Consider the following 20,439-nt stretch of genomic DNA (forward strand, 5'->3'; position numbering starts at 1 on the left):
GTATTACATTTGATTGTTTTTAATGTATTAAACTGATTTTCTTTATATATAAGGTGCTGTAAATTTGTTACTTTTGCATTCTATATGAAATTTACTTTAAAGGCTAACGATCCGTTATCAAAAGCCAGAGCCGGAACTGTAACAACAGCGCATGGTGAAATACAAACTCCAATTTTTATGCCTGTTGGCACTGCTGGTACAGTTAAAGCCGTACATCAGCGTGAGCTTGAAAATGACATTAATGCTCAAATAATTTTAGGTAATACTTATCATTTATACCTCAGACCGGGATTAGATATCCTTGAATCGGCTGGTGGATTACATAAATTTATTGGCTGGGATCGCCCAATTTTAACAGATAGCGGTGGCTATCAGGTTTATTCGCTAAGTAAAGTAAGAAAGATTAAGGAAGAAGGTGTTACTTTCCACTCGCATATTGATGGTTCGAAACACCTTTTTACACCAGAATACGCAATGGATATTCAACGCACAATTGGTGCCGATATTATAATGGCCTTTGATGAATGTACGCCTTATCCATGCGATTATACTTATGCAGCAGAATCTGTAAAAATGACGCACCGTTGGTTAAAACGCTGCTGTACACATTTCGATAATACAGAGCCAAAATACGGTTTCGACCAAACTTTATTCCCTATAGTGCAAGGTTCGGTTTATAAAGATTTAAGAATTAAATCAGCAGAATTTATTGCAAGCATGGGTCGAGAAGGCAATGCGATCGGAGGATTATCAGTTGGAGAACCTGCCGAAGAAATGTATGCAATGACTGAAGTTGTTTGCGATATATTACCAGCCGATAAACCGCGTTACTTAATGGGCGTTGGTACACCAATTAATATACTAGAAAACATTGCTTTAGGTGTTGATATGTTCGATTGCGTTATGCCAACAAGAAATGCAAGAAATGGAATGCTTTTTACAAAAAATGGCATCATTAACATTAGAAATAAGAAGTGGGAAAATGATTTTTCGCCAATAGAAGCGGATAGCGATTTACATGTAGATTTAGTAACCAGCAAAGCTTATTTACGTCATTTAGTGCACAGTAATGAAATGCTTGGCGCACAAATTGCAACATTACACAACCTTCATTTTTACTTATGGCTGGTACAAACAGCCAGAGAAAAAATTATTAGCGGCGAATTTTACGATTGGAAAAACCAAATGGTTAAGGTATTGGGCAATAAATTATAGAATGAAACTTATAAACATAAAAATTATCGACCGTTTTATAATCGGAAAGTACCTGGGAACATTTATCTATACCCTAGCAATTTTCGTGATTATAATTGTTGTTTTTGATTTATCGGAAAAACTAGATGATTTTTTGAAAAGTGGATTAACCTTTTGGGGTGTTTTAACAAAATACTATGCTGGCTCTATTCCATTTTATATTAATATGCTTTCGCCCCTAATTAACTTTATTGCAGTAATTTTCTTTACAGCAAAAATGGCCGACCAGACTGAAATTGTTCCAATTTTGAGTGGAGGTGTTAGTTTTAACAGATTTCTATGGCCATATTTCATCTCGGCTAGTATTATATTTTCGGCTAATTTACTCTCAAATCTATATATACTTCCATACACAAATACGCTTAAAAATAGCTTTGAAAACACCTTTGTAAAGCGTAATGACCCATCAACCAAGTCGAATATCCACATGAAACTGGATAACAAGACTTACATTTACATTCAGAGCTTTGATAATAAAACCAACTATGGCTATCGCTTTTCATTAGATAATTTTGATGGCGATGTACTTACCAAAAAGATTATAGCAGAAAATATTAAGTGGGATTCTACAAAGCGTAAATGGCAACTAAGCAATTATACGATAAGGAATGTTAATGGTTTAAAAGAAAGCATGATCTACGGAAATGGAAAGCTTAAAGATACCATTTTAGATATGCGCCCTGATGATTTTTCTGCATATGATAACGTGGTTCAAAACCTATCTACAAAAGAACTTTCTGAGAAGATAAGAAAAGAGAAAATTCGTGGTACCGGCATAATGAATGACTTGCAATTTGAGCAATATAAACGGTATTTACACCCACTTTCGGCATTTGTATTAACCTTAATTGGTGTAGCACTTTCCTCTCGAAAAGTTCGCGGTGGTGTAGGCGTATCATTAGGTATAGGCATTTTCTTAAGCTTTGCTTATATTGTATTTAATCAATTTACGCAGATGTTTTCTACCAAGGGCGGTTTACCTCCTTTCATTGCTGTTTTACTACCAACAATTGTATTTGGATTATTAGGATTTTACCTCTTAAAACGTGCACCAAAATAGCATGGAAGCCAATAAAAAAAATCTCCTTATTCTTCATGCAACTGTTTTTATTTGGGGCTTTACCGGCGTGCTCGGAAAGGTAATTTCTATTGATGCCGTACCCATGGTTTGGTACCGGGTTTTAATTGCAACATCCACACTTTTTGCTTGGTTTTTACTCACTAAAAAGAGTATAAAAATTACTAAAAAACAGTTTATTCAATTCTTTTTAACTGGCGGAATTGTAGCCATTCATTGGATATTTTTCTTTCATGCAATTAAGGTTTCTACTGTTTCCGTAACATTAGTTTGCCTTTCATCGTTCACATTATTTACCGCGATATTAGAACCATTAATAAAAAAGCAGCCCATTTATTTGGGCGATATTTTGGTTGGCCTGTTAATAATTGCAGGAATATACATGATTTTCAAGTTCGAAAGTCAGTACACATTGGGTATAATTTTTGGGCTTTTAGCAGCTGTAGCTTCAAGTTTATTTTCTACAATAAACTCTACGTTTGTGCAAAAAAGCGAACCGTCAATAATTGGATTTTATGAGTTAATTGGCGGTTTATTTTGGATTACATTATATCGTTTATGTGATGGTTCTTTACTCGAAATGCAATTTAATTTGAGCACAAATGATTGGTTTTATTTAGTGATACTGGGAACATTTTGCACCTCGGTTGCTTACGTTGCGGGCGTATCTGTAATGAGAACTTTATCTGCATTTCGGGTTGCTTTAGTAACCAATTTAGAGCCTGTCTACGGAATCATTTTAGCTTATCTTTTCTTCCAAAGTAAGGAGCAAATGAGCACAGGATTTTACTTTGGAGCTATCATTATTTTAGCTTCTGTATTCTTATATCCTATTTATAAAAACAGAAAGAACCATCGCTAAAAATGCGTCTCATTTACGATTAGATTTCGCATCAAATTTCCTCAAATTATTATTGCATTTAAGTTTAACTTACTTCACAATTATCTACTGAAAAATACTTTAATTAATTTGAGATAAGCAGTGAAACCAGACGTTAAAATGAGCAAAAAATCAGTATAAAATGCCAAATATTTCTTGAGTATAATATCAACTAAATCCATTAATATTACAATCTCCAATTGACATTATTGGCAACACTTTGCTTAATAAGGCGCTGCAATCGATTTTAACTAGACCTCACTCTAACGAACGAAACACGGAAACAAAATACTGAAAATCAACACATTAATATCAATCTCTAATTTTTGTGATAAATTACAGATTTTGATTGCCATACGCGAAATATCGCACAGAAATTGGTTTACGAACGCGATTATTATCTTAAAAAGCTATAATTACCATTCCAAAAACATACAAATTTCTGAATAATCATTTGAGTTCTTAAAAAAAATAAAGCTTAAAATTTATCCTTTTTTGAAGTTGAAGATGTAATAAATCTATTATCATAAGTGAATTTATTACTTCACAATTCAGACAATAGAAATAGAGTAAGGGATAGAGATATGGGTTTATTGCATGAGAAAAGAATTAACAATTATGCCATTATGACATAACAAAAAAATAAAAACTGAATTGGTTGGTGAATTAACCTGAGAAAAAAATGCAAATATTTAAGAAAGTAGTATGGTAAAAACCTGATAAGAATTAACGTTTTACATCAAAAACCATTAGAATTTTCAGTCGGAAAAACTAAAGAAAAAACCAAACATTATTACATTATTTTTCGTTAAACTAACCTCCCAAAATTCACAAAATTTTTAGATTAAATTCAATATCTGCATTAGAAATAACTCATTGCACATAATTAAAAACCAAAATCGGAGTCAATATTTTTGAAGAAAATCGATTATTAAGTGTAAATTATGACCGTTATTTAAGCATTGATAAATGATGATTCAAAATGCATAAACAATGAACAAAACATTACTTTAAACAATAGAAAAGCAAAGAATTATCAATTTAAATAATTAATTTATAAAATTAATAATCAATAAGTTATCAATTATTATATTAATATTTTGTTCACAACAATAACCATCTAGAAAATCACAAAAACTAAATATTTTAGCAAATAATATAAATGCATATATCAATTAAAAACAATACACTATTTATCAGGTACTTATATACATTTATCTTAAGTTCTATTTCACTATCGGTTTTTGGCCAAATTTTCAGCAGTGCGCAAAACCCACTTAGTGTAAAATGGAACTACATTCAGTCTGGGGGCTTTAAAATCATCTATCCAAAAGAATTAGAAAAAGAAGCCCAGCGTATGGCAAATACCCTACCATATATCTATCGCAAAATCGGACTCAGTTTAAGGCAGCAAAACACCTCTATCCCACTCCTGCTTCAGAACCAGGGGACCATAGCAAATGGCTTTGTTCAGCTCGGGCCGAAGAAGTCTGAATTTTATGCAACACCACCCCAATACTTCGACAGTCAGGATTGGTTAAACAACCTCGCCGTACATGAGCTTAGACACATTGCACAGTTTGACAAATTGACAGGAACACAAGCACACCCATTCCCGGAGTTGGTTTACTTCGCCTACTTCGGAGCAGGTTTACCTATTTGGTTTTTTGAGGGAGATGCTGTTGTAAATGAAACAGCGTTGACCGAATCTGGTCGCGGTCGGCAACCCAAATGGATCATGCCTTTTCGGACTTCCCTTTTAGAGGGTAAAAGATTTTCTTACAGCAAGGCTTATTTTGGCTCGAATAAAGATGTAACTCCAGGCTATTACCAAATCGGGTATTTAATGGTTGCAGACATGAAGGAGAAGTTTGGAAATTTCGTTTCCGACAGCTTACTTTCTAACATCAGAAGAAGACCGCTAAGGCTTTACCCATTTTCGCAAAGCCTAAAAAAAATCACCGGAAAAAATACGAAGAAATATTTCCTTTCCACACAGGAAAAATTGGTCGATAAATGGAATTCGCAGAGCGAAAAAATTCAGGCAGAAAATTACGTTAGCTTAAACAAGGAAACATCTTTGGCAACCAATTATTTTCTTCCTGTTCGGTTGAATAAAAATCAGATTTTAGCACTCAAAGAAAGCAAGCAAGATGCGAGATATTTCGTTATCATAAATGATGATAAAAGTGAACAGAAATTGTTCGGCATCGGTTATCAAGAACAACCTTGGTTTAGCTATAAAAATGATGTTTTGGTTTGGGATGAAATTCGTTACGACCCACGCTACAAGCAGCGAAGTTATAGTGTGATTTGCAGCTACAATTTCAAATCACAAAAATTTAAAAAACTGAGTAGCCAAAGTCGGCTTTTCTCGCCCAGTCTTTCTGATGATGGCAAAAAAATCATTGCTGCAAAAGTTGAGCTAAACAACCAATTCAATTTGGTAGAAATTGACGCATCATCCGGCAAAGTTTTAAAAACTTATCCCAATCCAGATAACGAAATTTTGCAAACCCCAAGCTTCGACAAAACTGGAAAACGAATTGCATACATCAGCGTGAGCGAGCAAGGAAAAAATTTATGGCTAATGGATGGTGATAAAAAAACGCTTATCATTTCCAACAGTAGGCAACAACTAAGCCGACCAATTTTTGCAGGCAATAAAATTGCTTTCAATGCGCACTTTAACGGCATCGATAATATTTATGGTATCGATATTATTTCGAAAAAAATTACTGCATGGAGCAACTCAAAATACGGCGCTTTCAACCCATCAGAAACTGATGATGGAAAAATAATTTTCAACGATTATAAAATCAACGGATATGAAATTGCAGAGCAAAGCAAATCAGAAAAACCTGTGGGCAAAGATATTTTTGTAGATTTCTCTTCGGCGGCAGCGAAGCAAGAGAAAGTGGGCAACGTTTTCGAAATAATTCCAGATAGCGTTTTTCAATCGAAGCGCTTTCGCCAAGGTTTAAACCTGTTTAGTTTTCACAGCGTAATTCCGGTAATCGATAACGAATATGTTTTTGGGCTCGAGCTTCAGTCTAACAATTTGCTAAACACAATGGATTTTTACAGTGGTGCAAAATACCATCGAGATTTAAAGCGTTTCGAATACACCGCCGACATCAGCTATAAGGCGCTCTACCCTATTTTTAGCCTTGCATATCGCAACCGACCACGAAGAACCTTCTATCGAGCTAAAAACGCTATTCAGCAAGGCGATTGGCGGGAGAATTATTACAAATTAAATGCATCGATACCTGTTTCCTTTAATGCAAGAAACCACAACTATGCTTTTACGCTCAACACCGCCACTACTTTTACCAGCCGGTACCTAACGGAAAACATGCCTGCGAGTTTTATTCGTGAAGTTAAATTCCCGATGGAGTATAACTTAACTTTTAACCACAGCGTAAGAACAACAGAAAGAGATATTGCTCCACAATGGGCACAAATTTTAAGGGCAACTTACAATCATCAACCTTTCGATAAAAATCTTGGTGGTGAAATTTTAGCACTTGAAAGTTTTTTATATTTCCCAGGCTTTGCTAAAAACCATTCGTTTTTGGCAAGTTTCAACTATCAAAAAGCAAGTGGTGTAAACCAGTATGCTACCGAAATTGCAACAGTTTATGGCTACAATAATATTTTAGCGAGAAATAAATTGCAAAATACGATGCTTTTCAATTACCGCTTTCCATTTGCATTTCCGGATTGGGAATTAAGTTCATTGGCATATGTAAGAAATTTTAGAGCGGGTTTATTTTGCCACTATGAAAACATTGGCATTAACACAAGAATTACCGAGCCGAAAACATACGGGGTAGAAATAAATAGTAAATTAAACCTTTTGAGGTATCAACCTGTTGTAGATGTGGGTGCAAGATTGGTTTTTGTTAATAAAATTTACAATCAAAACCCGATATTAGAGTTTTCATTTAATTATAGTTTTTAAACCCCATGAGCGGAAAAACCATCTCCATCATCATTCTGACCGCGTTATTAACCATATTTTTAATGGTTAACACCGAGCCTGTAGATTTCGATTTCCTTGTAACAACCGTTGCCGTTTCTAAACTTCTGGTCATCGGAATTTGTGTGGTTATCGGCTTCATTATCGGTTTTATTGTTGGCCGACCAAGAAAAACAATTAGCAGTTACGACGATGAAATTGAAAAAAATCATACGGTTTCGGGCAAAAAAGAACTGAGCGACGAGGATAGAGATTATATCAGTTAGGGAGCAGAAAGATTTACCAGGATTTTTATGGATTAAAGGATTTTAGGATTTTTGCGTCTTAAAATTTGGATTTGAAAGTTTCAAAAGTGCAAGATTAGTATTTTATAGAGATGCTTAATTGGTATTGAGTAATCTCACATTTATTAAAATTTTAATCGATATTAGATTATCCCTATTTCTAAAGTAAATTTTAATTCTACTGAAATGAAATATGGCGATTTAACAGGTCGGATTATTGGCTGTGCAATGAATGTACATGGAATTTTGGGTTCGGGCTTTAAAGAAGTAATTTATCAAAGGGCACTTGCCATAGAAATGCAAAAACAAGATTTAAGTTTTCGCAGAGAAATGGAAATGACCATATTTTATGATAACATCCAAATTGGAATAAGGCGTGTAGATTTCTTTGTGGAAGACATTATCATGCTCGAGCTGAAAGCTGTTTCCGAATTGAATGACTCGCATTTAAATCAAGCGATAAATTATCTAGAGGCTTACAACCTACCAATTGGCTTACTGATAAACTTCGGAAGCAAAAGCCTAACTTTTAAAAGAGTGTACAACACTAAACACACTGAAAATAGAAAACAAGTCTAATAAATTTATATAATCCTAGAACCAGCACTGAAAATAGTGAAAACACTGAATCTTATAATCCTATAATCATAACAATCCTAGTCAAGACAACTAACCCAAGGCTGTCATAATTTCGCCGAAAAGCAAACCACTACCGCCGCCATAATGCTGAATAATTTTTACATTGGGTTTTAACGCAGTTATATTATTCCTGAGCGATTTTTCACATTCCAGGTTTATCCCATTACCCAAGAGCACCAAGTCAACTTCTTGCGCTTCGAAAATCGAAATCGCTTCTTCATCCGTACAAACACAAATGCCTTTCCATTCAGGTCTGGCATTAAGCAAGCGGTTCATTACAGCAGTAATTTCTTTATCTCGCCCGATGTAAAGTATGGTAGTTTGCATATTTTTAAGTTCAAGGTTATAAATAAAAGTCTTAACAAAATAGCCGTCACTTCGACTATAACGCAGTCCTGAAAATTTGGGATAGAAATCTTTGAAGCTAGCTAAAAAACTAAATCCAAAGATTTCTCCACTGCGGTCGAAATGACGGCCAGTTTATTAATTCAATTCCATTGGTACATCCATTAACAATACTTCGGCATCAGCAGAATTCGCTTTAAAACTGATGCTATCTGTATCCCAAATACCGATGGCATCTCTTGTGTTTAGAACCTGCCCGTTAATGGTAACCTCTCCGCTAATTACAAAAGCATAAACACCGTTACCCGCTTTTTTAATTTTATATTCCGTTTCAAAATCAGCATCGAACTTTCCTAAAGAAAACCAGGCATCCTGATGAATCCAAACGTTATCATCTTCCGCATTTGGAGATAAAATTTGCTGAAAATTGTTATGACGAGCAGCAACATCTAAAGCTCTTTGGTCGTAACGCGGCGTAACGTTCTTTTTATTCGGGAACAACCAAATCTGCAATAAATTTAGCTGTACATCAGCCAAGGCATTAAATTCGCTATGACTTACACCTGTTCCAGCACTCATTACCTGTATTTCGCCAGCGGTAATCGTTGCCGAATTTCCCATGCTATCTTTGTGGGCAATTGCACCAGCCAATGGAATGGTAATAATTTCCATGTTATCGTGTGGATGCGCTCCAAAACCCATTCCACCATCAATCAAGTCATCATTTAAAACGCGTAAAACTCCAAAATGCATCCTTTCAGGATTGTAATAATTAGCAAAACTGAATGAGTGGTGAGCGTTTAACCAACCATGATTTGCATGGCCTCTGGTGTTTTCTTTGTACAAAATAAACTGTGACATAAATTTCCTTTCTTGTTTATGATACAAATTTACTGCAGGTTGTAAACCTGTGCATTGATGTAGGGTAAGTAATTAGTTGGAAAGTCAGAAAACGGAAGTCCGAAGTCTGCAGTTTAAAGTCGAGAGTTTAAAGTTCAAGTTTTAATAAAACCGCATCACTATTTAATTCTCTTAATGCATCTAAAGCTATCCAATTAGCTTTTTTATTTTTTTGAGCAAGAATATTATTTGCAGTTTCGATAGCGTGTTCATGTAAAAACCCATTTCTTTTACCGATTTGCCTCAACGCCCAGTTAATTGCCTTTTTAACAAAATTTCGGTTATCATAAGCTTCTTTTTCTATAATGGGCAAAAATTCAAGGAAAGTTTCGTTCGGCTCTTTTTTTAAATGAACGGCAGCTGTAGCCATCAAAACAAAACTGGTTCTTTTTACAAATTCTGCCTCAGCAGTTGCAAACTCGAATATTTTTGATTTAAAGTAAGGCGTTTTAACGAAAAGATTAGCAAAAGCCTGGTCGCAAATATCCCAGGAATTAAAATCTTTAACCCAGGCATTTATCTGACTTTCGGTAACCAATTTATAATCGCCAATAAAACTGGCTAAAAGCCGAGCTTCATGGAAACCAGTTTGCCAGAGCTGCAAAGATAAATCCTGATTTTTACCAATGGTTTTTGCAAGCGTTCGAATATTTGGTACCCGAATGCCGTATGCCTTCGAAATATCGATGCCAAACTGCGCCATCTTTTTCAAATAATCAGGCTCGCTAATGGCCTGCAGCTCAGAAAGAATAAAATCTATATCCCCTAAGGCGGTCTTTGACTTTCTATCGCTCATAACACGAAATTATATTTTTTGCATAGTTTTAAGTAAAATAAACCAGATTGCAGTGGAAAGATCCCGATTCTTCATCGGGACTTGAAACGAAAAGCGGGGCTACCGTAACCGATGCCCCACTGTATTTGCTTTCCAAAAAATCGTAATTCGTAATTTAAAATTGTAATTACGAAAGCGCCTGCTCAATATCGGCCAAAATATCATTTATATGCTCCAAACCAATTGATAGACGAATAGAACCTTGTTCAATACCAACCTCGTTACGTTGCGCTTCGGTAAGTTTGCTGTGGGTACTGGTTGCCGGGTGCGTGGCGATTGAACGCGTATCGGCAAGATTTGCAGAAATAGAAAACATTTCCAGTTTATCCATAAAATTGCGGGCTGCTTCAATGCCGCCATCAACCACAATGGTAACAATGCCACCACCTTGTTTCATTTGCTTTTTAGCAATTTCATATTGTGGATGAGATGGTAAAAACGGGTATTTGACCAACTTAATTTTCGGATGTTTCTCCAGGTATTCAGCAACTTTTAAGGCATTTTCGCAATGGCGGTCCATACGAATGGCTAAAGTTTCTAAGCTTTTTGATAAAATCCAGGCGTTGAAAGGAGATAATGCTGGTCCGCTGTGACGGGCGAAACCGATAACTTCGGCAATTAATTCTTTTGTACCTAAAATAATTCCACCTAAAACACGTCCTTGTCCGTCGATGTATTTTGTAGCTGAATGAATCGAAATATGCGCTCCTAATTTTATTGGCTGTTGCAAATATGGTGTGGCAAAACAGTTATCAACCACTAAAAGCTGATTGTGTTTCTTTGCCAGATCGCCTAAAAATTCCAAATCGATGATATCTATACCAGGATTTGAGGGCGTTTCTACGAAAATCATTTTAGTATTCTGCTTAATTAAACCCTCCCAATCTTGTGGTTTATCTAAATCGGCATAATCGAAAGTTACACCCCATTTTGAGAAAACATTGGTTAATAATTGGTGTGTAGAACCAAAAACCGAGCGACTAGAAATGATATGGTCGCCAGCTTTTAAAAATGCACCGAAAGTTGTAAAAATAGCCGCCATACCTGTTGCCGTGGCGAAACCATCTTCAGCGCCTTCTAACAAACACATTTTTTCAATAAACTCTGAGGTGTTTGGATTTGAGTAACGGCTATAAACATTACCTTCTTTTTCATTGGCAAATAAAGCCCGCATTTCTTCAGCATCATCAAATTTATAACTCGATGTTAAGTAAATTGGTGCGGAGTGTTCCTTATGTCCACTACGTTCGGTTTGAGTGCGTATCGCTATGGTTTCAAAATTTTCGGATTTCATTTTATGATGTTGTAAGTTTTAGGTTCTAAGTGATACGTTAAAATAGCCAGGCTACTTATAACTTAAAACGTATTACGTATTACCCTTAATTGTATATGTAAAGTTAATTTTTGCCGAGCGCCCTAAAATGTTCGACACAGAGCAGTATTTATCGAAAGTCATTGATAAGGCACGTTCTACTTTTGATGGATTTAAATCGCCATATAAATTGAAGTGAATATCAATAACGTCAAATATTGGTGGCATTTCTTCGTCTTTGCGGGTTGCATTTATAGCGATTTTAATATCATCGAGTGGTTCTTTTTGTTTGGTTAAAACATTCACCATATCGATGCCGCTGCAACCACCAAGGCCAACCAATAGCATTTCCATTGGCCTGAAACCTTTGCCCTCGCCACCTATTGCAGCTTTTGCATCTAACTCAACGGTGAAACCGTTTTCATTTTCTGCCTCGAAATTAAACTTCCCGCTTTTGCGGATGAGATTTATATTCATGTTGTATTGTTGTTGTTAGTTTGTCGTTGTCCGTTGCCTGTCTTTTGTTTTTCAAAGCGAAAAACCGCCAACGAAAAGCGAAAATCGAAACTAAATATTATAATAAACTAAATTGTCTTTTTCCAGTTCGGGCAATTTAACGGCTTGGTTAAAAATTGCAAAAACCGATGAACCGCTGCCACTCATTAAAGCGAATGTTGCGCCTGCATCGTATAAACTGGTTTTTATTTGATGAATTTGGGGATACTTTGCGAATACCGATGGCTCGAAATCGTTGATAACCTTATTTTTCCATGTTGTTGGCGACAAATGTATGATTTCTTTTAAGCTTTGCAAAGGTTTTTGAGGTTTTACCAGCGCATAAGCATCGGCTGTGCTTACATGAACAGGCGGTTTTACCAAAACTTTAAACCATGCTGACAAATCAACTTCGCATTTTTCAAATTCATCGCCTTTATTAAACGCATAAACAGGTTTATTTTCGATGAAGAAAGCGCAATCGGCACCGAGTTTTCGGGCATAAGATTCCATTTGATTAACGGTTAAACCTAACTTGAATTTTTCGTTAATCAGTTTGATTACGAAAGCGCAATCTGCCGAACCACCACCCAAACCTGCACCAACAGGGATATTTTTTAAAAGATTAATTTGTTGCGCAGGAATATCATAATCGGCATTTATTAAATGGTATGCTTTTAAGCAAAGGTTGTCATTCGAATCGCCAGGAATATCAATTCCATGAATTTTGCAAGATGTTTCATCGGCATCGCTAATTTCTACCGCATCCTTTATATTAATCGGATAAAATACAGTTTCTAAGTTATGATAACCATCTGCCCTTTTTTCGGTAATGTTTAAACCTAAATTTATTTTTGCGTTCGGAAAGGATAACATTTTGATTTACGATTTTTGATTTACGACTTACGATTTCTCTCAAAGCTAAAAACCGATGCACACGCAAAAATACAAAAGTGTTTCTATTCTATTTCTAAATAAATTTGAAGCGCAATTTCAGTACATCTATTCGTGTTTCTTCCCGTGTTTCGCTTTTACGCTTCGCTTCGTCGTGCCTCCTCGCTGCAGGGTAACGCTGCACCCTGGGCTAAATGGCCTATAATTGCAACTATTTAGGTTTTCATTGCAAAGTCTTCAAATTAAAAAACCACCCCTTGCCCCTCCTTGAAAATAAGGAGGGGAGTTGGACAAAGCAGGTAAACTAAGTGATTACGTTTTAGGTTAAACCTGCTAAACCTTAATTATAAGCCACAGCAATAAATTAACATTCTGCCTACTCCCCTCCTAAATTAGGAGGGGCAAGGGGTGGTTTAAATTTTCAGTACAAAATACTTTGTTATTAAACCTGGTTGAAATGGAAAGCCCGCCAGCGAGGCACGAGTGCGTACTTGAAATGAAAAACAGGGCTATATTCCGCCATTGACTCCAAACCGAAGTTTTCCTAATCAAAAAATCATTTTAATGTTAGTAAACAATTAGTGTTTATAAATAAGCGTATTAACAAATCATAAATTTTAGATATTTGTAAACGATAGAAAGTTTATGAAACAATATTTAGATTTAATGCAGCACGTGCTGGATAACGGCGCACAAAAACACGACCGCACAGGAACTGGAACCATCAGCGTTTTCGGCTACCAAATGCGTTTTAATTTGCAGGAAGGTTTTCCAATGGTTACCACTAAAAAGCTCCATTTAAAATCTATTATACACGAATTAATCTGGTTTTTAACTGGCGATACAAACATTAAATATTTGAAGGATAATGGTGTTCGTATTTGGGATGAATGGGCAGATGAAGATGGAAACCTTGGACCAGTTTATGGCTCGCAGTGGAGAAGTTGGCCAACACCCGATGGCAAACACATCGACCAGATTACAAACATCATCAATACGATAAAAAATAACCCAGATTCGCGTAGAATTATAGTTTCGGCCTGGAATGTGGCAGAAATTGAAAATATGGCATTGCCGCCTTGTCATGCTTTTTTTCAGTTTTATGTAGCCGATGGAAAATTAAGTTGCCAATTATACCAACGCAGTGCTGATATTTTCTTGGGTGTACCTTTTAATATTGCATCTTATGCTTTATTAACCATGATGGTAGCGCAGGTTTGTGGTTTAGAGGCTGGAGATTTTATCCACACTTTAGGCGATGCGCATTTATACAACAACCACATCGAGCAAGCAAACTTGCAATTAAGTCGTGAGCCAAAACCATTGCCAACGATGAAGATTAATCCAGATGTGAAAAGCATTTTCGACTTTAAGTTTGAAGATTTTACATTGGAGAATTACGAAGCACATCCGCATATTAAGGGGGTTGTGGCGGTATAGTTCATTAGTCATTGGTTCAATAGTTCATTTGTCATTGGTATCATTTGGCTAAGCTTCTATCTAAAAAATCTCTATTTAATTTCATCCCTTATAATTAATGTATAAAACAAAGTAATTATGAGCTATAATCGAATTGAGGATTTGGAGGTTTATCTACTTGCTGAAGATTTATCAAATGAAATTTGGGATATTACAACTAAATGGGACTTTTTTGCTAAAGACACCATTGGAAAGCAAATCTGCAGAGCGGCAGATTCAATTAGTGCTAATATAGCTGAGGGTTATGGACGTTTCCATTTTAAAGAGAACAAAAACTTTTGTTATTACAGCAGAGGTTCTATTTTGGAAACAAAGTCTTTCTTAAGAAAAATGCGACATAGAAGTTTGGTTAGCGAAGATATTTATAACCAACTTTTCAATAAGCTCGAAATAATACACATTAAGCTTAATGCTTATTTAAAATATATTGGTAAGAAATCTTTTGGCACTTAGCCATGAGCGGATGAGCCAATGAACTATTGAACTAATGACAAGTGAACCAAGAAATCTTTCCATAGCCGTTGCCGTTGGCGAAAATTTTGAAATCGGTAAAAATAACCAGCTTTTATGGCACATGCCTGCTGATTTAAAGTTTTTTAAACAAACCACTTCGGGCCATACCATTATTATGGGACGTAAAACTTTTGATTCTGTCGGCAGGCCATTGCCAAACCGAAGAAACATCGTGATAACAAGAGATACTGAATTAAAAATTGATGGTGTTGAAGTTGTAAATAGTTTGGATAAAGCTTTGGAGATTACTCAAAATGAGGAAAAACCTGTGTTTATAGTTGGTGGAGCAGAAATTTACCGTCAAGCTTTACCAAAAACAGATACCTTATATTTAACTACCATTCACAATACTTTCGATGCAGATACTTTTTTTCCGGAGATTAATAGGAATGAGTGGAATTTAATTAGCGCTGAACCACACCACGCGGACGAAAAGAATAAATACGATTACACTTTTGAGGTTTTAGAACGCAAGAAATAGCTACCTATTATCCGTTGGTTGAAACCAACGGCAATTATATTATAAGAGATTGCTTAGTGCCACGTAATGACGGAAACCATATATATTTTCACATACTTTGCCCCTTAAACCCGATACAGTGGAAATACTTTTTTGTTACCGTCTTCGATAAGCTCAGTCTGACCATAACAAAAAAGATTGAAACGATAGCGGGACGGAACCCAAGCCAAAAGTTGCTGCAATTGCTTTCCAAATAAATCTAACCAACTAATTTTTATTAAAAACGAGTTTAACGTAACGATTGTATTGCGATTAATCTATGTTAAAAATTAATCTTAATAAATTATCAATTAAGGGGTTCTATAATTTAAAAATTTAATTAGATTTGCCGACTTGTTAAAAAAACAGCGAAAGACAAATTATTTTAAACAAACAATGCAAGGAAAAGGTTTTATTAAGTTTATAGCGATAGTTCTAGCTATCGTTTGTGCGTATGCCCTTTCTTTTACTCTGGTAGCATCTAGTGTAGAGAAAGACGCCAAAAACTATGCGAAAGGTGATGTAGCCAAGGAAAAGGCTTATTTAGATTCGATGAGCACTGAAAAAGTTTACCCGTTATTGGGCTTTACTTATCAGGCTGTTAAATCGAAAGAGATCAATTTAGGTCTGGATTTAAAAGGTGGTATGAACGTTACGATGGAAATATCGTTAGCGGAATTAGTTAAATCGTTAGCAGATAACACAACAGATGCTAATTTTAACAAAGCATTACAAAATGCGCAAACCCAATTAAACGCAGGCGGTAAGGATTACATCAAAATTTTTGTTGATGAGTTTGAAAAATTAAGTCCTGGTGTTAAACTTGCAGATTATTTCTCAAATCAAGATAATGCTTCACTTTTGAAGCCAAACGCATCTAACTCAGAAGTTCAATCTTTCTTATCGAAAGAGGCTGAAAGTGCGATTGACCGTTCATTTACAATTTTACGTTCTCGTATTGATGGTTTCGGTGTTGTTAGTCCGAACATGCAAAAACAACCTGGAACAAACCGCATTTTAATTGAAATGCCGGGTATTCAGGATAAAGAACGTGTTTATAAATTATTACAAGGTTCTGCTGAATTACAGTTTTGGCAAGTTTATCAAATTCAGGAAGTTGTTTCTTTGCTTGAAAACATTAACAAAACTTTAGCATCAACTTTAAAAGAAACTGCTCCAGCTACTAAAGATACCACAGCTGCTGCTGCAACTGGAAGTAAATTAGCTGGCTTAGAAAAAGCTGCTGATACTGCAAAAGGTGGTAAATTAGCTGGCTTAGCTAAAAAAGATTCAACAGCTGCTAAAGCAGAACTTGCAAAATCTAATCCATTATTCTCGGTTTTAAGTATTCCTACTTATCAGGCAGAAAATGGCCAGCCTTCTTTACGCCCAGGACCAGTTGTTGGTTGGGTTGCGCAAAAAGATACTGCAAAAGTAAATTCATATTTCAAATTACCTGAGGTTGCTGCTTCTATTCCTTCTTCTATGAAGTTTATGTGGAGTGTTAAACCAATGGAAGGTTCTAAAGTATTCGAACTTTATGCAATTAAAGTTACAAGTGCTGATGGTAAACCTGATTTAGGTGGTGAAGCGGTTAGCGATTCTCGTAACGATTTTGACCAAAAAGGTAAACCAGAAGTAACCATGTACATGACCAGCGAAGGTGCTGCGAAATGGAAAAAAATTACTGCTGAAGCTTCTGCTGATGCTCAGAATAAAAAATCTATTGCAATTGTTTTAGATAATCAGGTTTATTCTGCTCCAACAGTACAAAATGAAATTCCAAATGGTGTTTCTTCAATCTCTGGTAACTTTACACAAGAAGATACTAAAGATTTATCGAACATCTTAAAAGCTGGTAAATTACCTGCTCCAGCTCGTATTGCTGGTAGCTTCATTGTTGGTCCAACTTTAGGAGCACAAGCCATTCACGATGGTTTAATCTCTTTTGTAATTGCGTTTATTGTAATCTTAATCTTCATGGCGTTATATTATCACCGTGCAGGTTGGGTTGCTAACTTTGCTTTATTAATCAACTTATTCTTCATCATTGGTATTTTGGTATCATTAGGTGCGGTATTAACCTTACCTGGTATTGCTGGTATCGTTTTAACCATCGGTTTATCTGTTGATGCAAACATCCTGATTTTCGAACGTGTACGTGAAGAATTAGCTTTGGGTAAAAATATCCCAACTGCAATTAAAGAAGGCTTTAAACATGCAATGCCATCTATTTTAGATGCAAACATTACTGTATTTATTTTAGGTGCCATTCTATATGCTTTCGGTAGTGGTCCGGTTCAAGGTTTTGCAACTACACTGTGTATTGGTATTCTTTCTTCGTTATTTGCTGCTGTTGCAATTTCAAGAGTAGTTTTCGATGCGATGTTAGATCGTAAAATGGAAATCAGTTTTGATAACAACTTTACCCGTAATGCATTCAAAAACTTAGCATTCAACTTTGTTGGTCGTCGTAAAATTTACTACATCATCTCAACAATCATTATCGTTGCAGGTATTGGAATGTACTTCAAAAATGGTGGCTTAAATTTAGGTGTCGATTTTAAAGGTGGTAGAACTTACTTAGTTCATTTCGATAAAACGGTTAACACTGAAGATTTGAAAAGCACATTATCTCCTGTTTTCGGTAACGAAACACCAGAGGTTAAAACTGCTGGAGAAGATAGCCAGGTTAAAATCACTACTACTTTCCACATTGAAGATCAAGATCCTAAAACGGATAAGGTTGTAGAAGATGCTTTAAACAAAGGTTTAGCTGGTTCTAAATACGAAATTGTAAGCTCGCAAAAAGTAACGCCGATTATCGCAAGCGATATTGTTAATGGTGCTTTCTACGCAGTTTTAATTTCATGTGTATTCATGTTTATCTACATCGTTGTACGTTTCAAAAAATGGCAATACGGTTTAGGTGCGGTACTTGCATTAGCGCATGACGTTTTAATGGTATTATCTTTCTACACCATTTTAGATGGTTTATTACCATTCTCTTTAGAGATTGGTCAGGATTTTATCGCTGCTATTTTAACGGTAATGGGTTACACCATGACAGAAACTGTTGTTGTATTCGACCGTATTCGTGAGCGTTTAAAAGAAGCTGGTAAAGAAGATTTACATGGCGAAGAACGTAATCAACTTATCAACTTCGCATTAAACAGCACATTAAGTCGTACAATTTTGACTTCATTAACTGTATTCTTCGTATTATTAGTAATCTTCATTTTCGGTGGCGATAGCATCCGCGGATTCATCTTCGCATTGTTAATCGGACGGGTAATTGGTACATATTCATCATTATGTATCTCTACGCCTATCGTAATCGATTTGGGTAGCTCTGCGGAAAAAAGAAAATAAGATTCTATAAATCTTAAAATATATCAAACGCTCCGATTTTATCGGGGCGTTTTTTTTGTTTAATTTTTAAATTCTGCGTCCGTCATTTCGACTGGAGCGCAGCGGAACAGAGAAATCTTTGAAGCAAAAATACCAATTCGAAGATTTCTACACTACGATCGAAATGACGGACTTCATATCAAGGAAACCCAACGGTCATATTAAAGTTATTTTACTTTCAATAATTGTTGAAAGTTTAAGTTACTAAACCTTTTGGCTATGTTTTTGTTAAGTTTACACATATAAAAAATGCAGATAAAATGGATTTACAGCTTCCTAAAAGTGAATACCCTAGAGTAGTGATTGTTGGCGGTGGTTTCGGCGGAATTGAGCTTGCTAAACGACTAAAAAATAAGCCTTTTCAAGTTGTGATGTTGGATAAACATAACTACCATACCTTTCAACCATTACTTTATCAGGTAGCAACGGGTGGTTTGGAGGCCGATTCTATTGCATTTCCTCTGCGTAAAATATTTAAAGGACAAAAAAACCTGATTTTCAGAGTAACCAAAGTGCAAGAAGTAAATGCAGAACAAAATTGCCTACAGACGGATATTGGAAGAATCAGTTACGATTATCTTGTGATTGCAACTGGCTCTACTAGCAACTTCTTTGGTAATAAAGAAATTGAGGAAAATTCAATGCCAATGAAATCTATTCCAGAGGCTTTGGATTTAAGAAGTTTGATTTTGCAGAACTTTGAAAAATCGTTGATTGAAACTGATTTTGATAAAAAAAGTGCCCTACTAAATTTTGTTGTGGTTGGTGGAGGTCCAACAGGCGTAGAAACCTCTGGCGCAATTGCAGAGCTCAAAAAACATGTCATTCCAAATGATTATCCAGAAATGGATTTAAGTAAGGTTAACATTTACCTAATTGAAAATTCTCCAGAGTTATTAGGACCAATGTCGCCACAAGCACAACAAAAGTCAAAGGAGTTCTTAGTTAAAATGGGCGTTCAGGTAATGAACGAAACCAGGGTTTTAGGTTACGATGGACACACCTTGACTTTACAAGATAAAGCCCCAATTTTAAGCTCTACCGTAATCTGGAGCGCTGGTGTAAAAGGACAAATAATTAATGGCTTAGATAAGGCCGAAATTGTTCGTGGCGGTCGCTTAAAAACTGATACACAAAGTTTAATTGTGGGTTATCAAAATATTTATGCAATTGGTGATGTGGCTGCAATTATTGATGAGGATACGCCAAATGGACATCCGGGTGTAGCGCCTGCAGCCATTCAACAAGGACATCAATTAGCTAAGAACCTAATTAATATTAAAGAAAATAAACCTTTAGAAAAGTTTAAATACTTCGATAAAGGCTCGATGGCAACTGTTGGTAGAAATAAAGCAGTTGTAGATATCGGTAAAATACGGTTTCAAGGGGTTTTCGCTTGGTTCACTTGGATGTTTGTCCATTTAATGACCTTGGTTGGCTTTAGAAACAAGATAATTGTGTTTGTAAACTGGGTTTGGAGTTATTTTAGCTACGATAGAGGTACAAGATTAATCATCAGAACTTTTGCCAAAGATAGAAGCGTAGATTATAGAGAAGAGGTGAAAGAGGTTCATTAGTTCAGTTGTTCATTAGTCATTAGTTATTAGTTATTAGTTATTAGTGTAAATTCGAGAAC

General features: G+C 35.7%; 17 protein-coding genes. 11 read left to right on the forward strand and 6 right to left on the reverse strand.

Annotated features, from left to right (window positions below; genetic code table 11):
* The first annotated feature begins 84 nt into the window (after positions 1–84).
* The 6 genes from tgt to QWY86_RS00960 all read left to right on the forward strand — a co-directional run bounded on the left by tgt (position 85) and on the right by QWY86_RS00960 (position 8,060).
* Positions 85–1,215 carry a tRNA guanosine(34) transglycosylase Tgt gene (tgt, locus tag QWY86_RS00935; protein ID WP_290237691.1) on the forward strand — a complete coding sequence of 377 codons (1,131 nt, stop codon included), beginning with the start codon at positions 85–87 and terminating at the stop codon, positions 1,213–1,215.
* Between the two features lies 1 nt (position 1,216).
* Entirely contained in the window at positions 1,217–2,314 is a 1,098-nt protein-coding gene (locus QWY86_RS00940; protein WP_290237693.1) for an LptF/LptG family permease, read from the forward strand.
* A 1-nt stretch (position 2,315) separates the two neighbouring features.
* Positions 2,316–3,194, forward strand: coding sequence for a DMT family transporter (locus tag QWY86_RS00945; RefSeq protein WP_290237695.1), 879 nt, complete (start codon positions 2,316–2,318; stop codon positions 3,192–3,194).
* Positions 3,195–4,374: 1,180 nt separating this feature from the next.
* The gene (locus QWY86_RS00950) at positions 4,375–7,179 is read left to right on the forward strand and encodes a hypothetical protein (RefSeq protein WP_290237697.1); all 2,805 of its coding nucleotides are present in this window, start codon (positions 4,375–4,377) and stop codon (positions 7,177–7,179) included.
* A 5-nt stretch (positions 7,180–7,184) separates the two neighbouring features.
* On the forward strand, positions 7,185–7,463 hold the full coding sequence (locus QWY86_RS00955; protein WP_290237698.1) for a lipopolysaccharide assembly protein LapA domain-containing protein: 279 nt from the start codon (positions 7,185–7,187) through the stop codon (positions 7,461–7,463).
* Positions 7,464–7,667: 204 nt separating this feature from the next.
* Positions 7,668–8,060 carry a GxxExxY protein gene (locus QWY86_RS00960; protein WP_290237701.1) on the forward strand — a complete coding sequence of 131 codons (393 nt, stop codon included), beginning with the start codon at positions 7,668–7,670 and terminating at the stop codon, positions 8,058–8,060.
* A 90-nt stretch (positions 8,061–8,150) separates the two neighbouring features.
* On the opposite strand, the gene QWY86_RS00965 is transcribed toward QWY86_RS00960, so the two are convergent.
* The 6 genes from QWY86_RS00965 to ispE all read right to left on the reverse strand — a co-directional run bounded on the left by QWY86_RS00965 (position 8,151) and on the right by ispE (position 12,883).
* On the reverse strand, positions 8,151–8,447 hold the full coding sequence (locus QWY86_RS00965) for a response regulator (RefSeq protein ID WP_290237703.1): 297 nt from the start codon (positions 8,445–8,447) through the stop codon (positions 8,151–8,153).
* Between the two features lie 156 nt (positions 8,448–8,603).
* Entirely contained in the window at positions 8,604–9,326 is a 723-nt protein-coding gene (locus tag QWY86_RS00970; protein WP_290237705.1) for a pirin family protein, read from the reverse strand.
* Between the two features lie 127 nt (positions 9,327–9,453).
* Positions 9,454–10,161, reverse strand: a complete 708-nt coding sequence (locus QWY86_RS00975) for a DNA alkylation repair protein (RefSeq protein ID WP_290237707.1) — start codon at positions 10,159–10,161, stop codon at positions 9,454–9,456.
* Between the two features lie 166 nt (positions 10,162–10,327).
* Positions 10,328–11,494, reverse strand: coding sequence for a trans-sulfuration enzyme family protein (locus QWY86_RS00980; RefSeq protein ID WP_290237708.1), 1,167 nt, complete (start codon positions 11,492–11,494; stop codon positions 10,328–10,330).
* A gap of 72 nt (positions 11,495–11,566) precedes the next feature.
* The gene (locus QWY86_RS00985) at positions 11,567–11,989 is read right to left on the reverse strand and encodes an OsmC family protein (protein WP_290237710.1); all 423 of its coding nucleotides are present in this window, start codon (positions 11,987–11,989) and stop codon (positions 11,567–11,569) included.
* Between the two features lie 90 nt (positions 11,990–12,079).
* Positions 12,080–12,883: a 4-(cytidine 5'-diphospho)-2-C-methyl-D-erythritol kinase gene (ispE, locus tag QWY86_RS00990; RefSeq protein WP_290237712.1), complete on the reverse strand. Its 804-nt coding sequence runs from the start codon at positions 12,881–12,883 to the stop codon at positions 12,080–12,082.
* A 663-nt stretch (positions 12,884–13,546) separates the two neighbouring features.
* Between ispE and QWY86_RS00995 the strand changes: the two genes are divergently transcribed.
* From QWY86_RS00995 to QWY86_RS01015, 5 genes are all read left to right on the forward strand, one after another.
* Positions 13,547–14,341 (forward strand): thymidylate synthase, encoded by a 795-nt coding sequence (locus QWY86_RS00995; protein WP_290237714.1) that lies wholly within the window; start codon positions 13,547–13,549, stop codon positions 14,339–14,341.
* Positions 14,342–14,458: 117 nt separating this feature from the next.
* Positions 14,459–14,833: a four helix bundle protein gene (locus QWY86_RS01000; RefSeq protein ID WP_290237716.1), complete on the forward strand. Its 375-nt coding sequence runs from the start codon at positions 14,459–14,461 to the stop codon at positions 14,831–14,833.
* Between the two features lie 34 nt (positions 14,834–14,867).
* Positions 14,868–15,374 carry a dihydrofolate reductase gene (locus QWY86_RS01005; RefSeq protein ID WP_290237717.1) on the forward strand — a complete coding sequence of 169 codons (507 nt, stop codon included), beginning with the start codon at positions 14,868–14,870 and terminating at the stop codon, positions 15,372–15,374.
* A gap of 414 nt (positions 15,375–15,788) precedes the next feature.
* A complete protein-coding gene (secDF, locus tag QWY86_RS01010) occupies positions 15,789–18,764 on the forward strand; it encodes a protein translocase subunit SecDF (RefSeq protein ID WP_290237719.1) in 2,976 nt (991 codons plus the stop codon).
* A 299-nt stretch (positions 18,765–19,063) separates the two neighbouring features.
* Complete coding sequence (locus tag QWY86_RS01015) at positions 19,064–20,380, forward strand: NAD(P)/FAD-dependent oxidoreductase (protein ID WP_290237721.1); 1,317 nt, start codon at positions 19,064–19,066, stop codon at positions 20,378–20,380.
* The last annotated feature ends 59 nt before the right edge of the window (positions 20,381–20,439 follow it).

Origin of the sequence: Pedobacter aquatilis, from assembly GCF_030409415.1 — a bacterium.
Taxonomy (GTDB): Bacteria; Bacteroidota; Bacteroidia; order Sphingobacteriales; family Sphingobacteriaceae; genus Pedobacter; species Pedobacter aquatilis.